The organism is Mesorhizobium sp. M4A.F.Ca.ET.050.02.1.1, assembly GCF_003997725.1.
GTDB lineage: Bacteria > Pseudomonadota > Alphaproteobacteria > Rhizobiales > Rhizobiaceae > Mesorhizobium.
This window is the reverse complement of record NZ_RZSG01000723.1, coordinates 1-3,073: the sequence shown is the minus strand read 5'-3', so window position 1 is coordinate 3,073 and position 3,073 is coordinate 1. Positions and strand designations below refer to the sequence as shown.

Genomic DNA, 3,073 nt, shown 5'->3' with positions numbered 1-3,073 from the left:
ACACCCATGCGGCCGCCTTCATTGAAATTGACGATCGAAATGCCATTGGCCGCACCGTCGATGATGTTGTTGCCGATGATGGCGCCCTCGAAGGAGAATTCGGAATAGAGCGCCGTCTCACCCGAGCGCGAACAGGTGTTGCCGATGACCTGCAGATTGCTGGAACTGTTGGCGCGGATCGCCGAGAAGGCACAGTCCGAGACGATGTTGCCCGAGATGACGACATTGCCGGCGCGGAAGGCATTGATGCCGTTGCCGTTCTGGCCGGTGCCGCCATTGCGGGCCCTTATGCGCTCGACACGGTTGCCGCTGACGGTGGTGCCGTCTTCCGCTTGCTGCCAGCGGTGCACCAGGATGCCGCCATTGGCGCAGTCGGACACGGTGTTGCCGGAGATCTCAAGCCCGCCGGCCTCGACCGAATAGATGCCGGCGTCCGCCGCGCCGGAAATATCGGAACGCTCAACTCGGCCCGAAACATGTTCCAGCGCCAGCCCGTTCTTGCCGCTGCCGGTAACCTGGCAATTGTCGATGACGAGATGGCCGACGCGGCGGAGATCAAGCAGACCCTGCGCATAGTCAGCCAGCCAGCGGTTCGAGCCGTCGAACACCAGCCCGCTGAGTTCGATATGCTCGGCCTGCTCGGCCATCATCAGATGCCCGTTGCCGCCATAGACGATGCGCGTGGCGCCCGGCACGCCGCTAAGGCGTAGGCGCGCTGGCAGCCTGAGGTTGGACACGACATAGGAGCCCTGCGGCAAAAACACCGGCGCATCGCGCTCGCTGGCGTCATTGAGGAGCTTGGTGAAGGCCTTGCTCTGGTCGTCAAGCGCGCCCGGCTGCACGCCGAGTTCGGTGGCGTTGATCGAACCGCGCATCGAGGCCTTCTCGATGCCGGGCAGGACCTTGGCCGAGGCTTTGCCAGCACAAAGGCCTGCGATGGCAAAGCCGGCGGTCTGGGCGAGCAGCGTTCGTCTGTTCAACATCGGCACAGGTCCTGGCGTTTGCCATCCCTGTCGCAGGAATCGTGCCAGGTCTGCCATCGGACTACGGCTTGTACAGAGGCGGCACCGGGCCTAAGTTCATTGGATGAGCAGAGCTTTTACCCGCGAAGAAGACAGCGAAAACGCCATCGCCGGCATCGGCGAGCGTCCGATCAGCCCGCATCGCAACCTGGTGACGGAGCGCGGCCTGGCCATGATCGATCAGGAACTCGAAGGTCTGCGCGACGAATTGGGCAAGGCCGAGAGACGAGCGGACCGCGAGCGCATTGCGGTCGTGTCGCGCGACCTGCGCTACTGGACCGCCAGGCGCGAGAGCGCCGAGCTTTCCGTGCCGGAGCCGGGTAGCGAAGTGGTGCGCTTCGGCATGGGTGTGACGCTGGAAGGCGATGACGGCAAGAAGGTGCATTGGAAGATCGTCGGTGAGGACGAGGCCGACCCGTCAAAGGGCAGCATTTCCCATGTCTCGCCGATGGCCATCGCGCTGTTCGGCAAGAAGCTTGGCGATGTCGCGAGCGTCAACGGCAAGGAGTGGGAGATCACGAAGCTCTCGGACAAGGCCGAAAGCTAGTCCTCGAGCTTGACCACATGGTCGCGGAAGAATGCCGCGGCGCCTTCCTCGTTGATCTCGCCCGCCGCAACCCCCATCACGAATTCGTAGATCGTACCGTCGTCGGCTGTAAGGCCGTAGCCATTGATGATTAGGAACGCGCCAGCCGCCACCATGGCAGTGCGCTTGTTGCCATCGACAAACGCGTGGTTCCCGGCAATGCCGAAGATGTAGGCCGCCGCCAGTTCCTCGATCGACGGATCACCATAGTTGGCCTTGTTCTCGGCACGGGCGAGCGCGGATTCGAGCGCATTCTCGTCTCTCAAACCCTGCGCGCCGCCATTTCGGCGCGACTGCTCGGCGTGCATCGCTTCGACGGCGCGACGCGACAGAAACTCCCAGCTCATTCGGCGAGCTTCTGAAGCGCGACCTTGTACTTGTCCATGACCTTGCGGGCGGCTTCCATCTGCCGCTCGAAGCTGTCGTCCACCGGTTCAAGGACAATGCCCTTGTCCGTTTCAACGATCTGGAGCTGGTCGCCCGCCTTCATGTTCAGGCGGTCGAGGAGTTCCTTCGGCAGGATAACGCCTTCGGAATTGCCGATCTTGCGAATGGTGGTGTTCATGACAGATGCCTTGTTGTAACGTGAATTATAACGCCATTTTCTCCGCGTTACAACAGAAATTATAACAGCGCTCAGCCTTCCGCCAGCAGCCGATCCATCAGCCTGTCCGCCGCTTCGGGAATGACCGTGCCCGGCGGGAAGATTTCCGCCGCACCCGCCCTTAGCACGGCGTCATAATCCTGCGGCGGGATGACGCCGCCGGCGACGATCAGCATGTCGCCATGGCCGAGCTTCTTCAAGGCTTCCTTGAGCTGGGGGATCAGCGTCAGGTGTCCGGCCGCGAGCGAGGAGGCGCCGATGATGTCGACGTCGTGCTGGACCGCCAGTTTGGCGATCTCCTCCGGCGTCTGGAACATCGGACCGACGGTGACGTCGAAGCCGAGATCTGCAAAGGCAGTGGCGATAACCTTCTGGCCGCGGTCGTGGCCGTCCTGGCCCATCTTGGCCACCAGGATGCGCGGCTTGCTGCCGGACTTCTTCTCGAACGCCGCGATCTTGTCCCGCAGTCTGTCGACCGCCGGATTGTCGCCGAGCGCATCGCGGTAGACGCCGGAGATCGTCTGCACCGAGGCGACATGACGCCCAAAAACCTTCTCCAGCGCCAGCGATATCTCGCCGACGGTCGCGTTGGCGCGCGCCGCGCGGATGGCGAACTCCAAGAGGTTCTCGCCGCTCTCCGCCGCGCGGGTCAGTGCTTCGAGCGCACTGTCGACCGCGCCGACATCGCGCGTGCCTTTGAGCCGCTGCAGCTTCGCCAGCTGCCTGGCCTTGACCTCGGCATTGTCGACCTTCAGCACGTCGACCTCGATGTCGGTTTGAGGCCGATGCGCGTTGACGCCGACCAGCGTCTGCTCGCCGGAATCGATGCGCGCCTGGGTGCGGGCGGCGGCTTCCTCGCTG

Annotated in this window: 5 protein-coding genes; 1 reads left to right on the top strand and 4 read right to left on the bottom strand. The window is 63.3% G+C overall.

Annotation, left to right across the window (positions count from 1 at the left end):
* Positions 1-983: TIGR03808 family TAT-translocated repetitive protein (locus EOA33_RS30030; protein ID WP_127407293.1), on the bottom strand; the 983-nt coding region annotated here is incomplete at its 3' end.
* Between the two features lie 103 nt (positions 984-1,086).
* Here EOA33_RS30030 and greA point away from each other — a divergent pair.
* Positions 1,087-1,569, top strand: coding sequence for a transcription elongation factor GreA (gene greA / locus EOA33_RS30025; protein WP_126055799.1), 483 nt, complete (start codon positions 1,087-1,089; stop codon positions 1,567-1,569).
* On the opposite strand, the gene EOA33_RS30020 is transcribed toward greA, so the two are convergent.
* The 3 genes from EOA33_RS30020 to EOA33_RS30010 form a co-directional block, all read right to left on the bottom strand.
* Positions 1,566-1,955, bottom strand: coding sequence for a type II toxin-antitoxin system death-on-curing family toxin (locus EOA33_RS30020; RefSeq protein WP_126055798.1), 390 nt, complete (start codon positions 1,953-1,955; stop codon positions 1,566-1,568). The genes greA and EOA33_RS30020 overlap by 4 nt on opposite strands.
* Positions 1,952-2,173: an AbrB/MazE/SpoVT family DNA-binding domain-containing protein gene (locus EOA33_RS30015; protein WP_126055797.1), complete on the bottom strand. Its 222-nt coding sequence runs from the start codon at positions 2,171-2,173 to the stop codon at positions 1,952-1,954. The genes EOA33_RS30020 and EOA33_RS30015 overlap by 4 nt, the downstream gene beginning before the upstream one ends.
* A 71-nt stretch (positions 2,174-2,244) precedes the next feature.
* Positions 2,245-3,073: methylmalonyl-CoA mutase family protein (locus EOA33_RS30010; RefSeq protein ID WP_190234411.1), on the bottom strand; the 829-nt coding region annotated here is incomplete at its 5' end.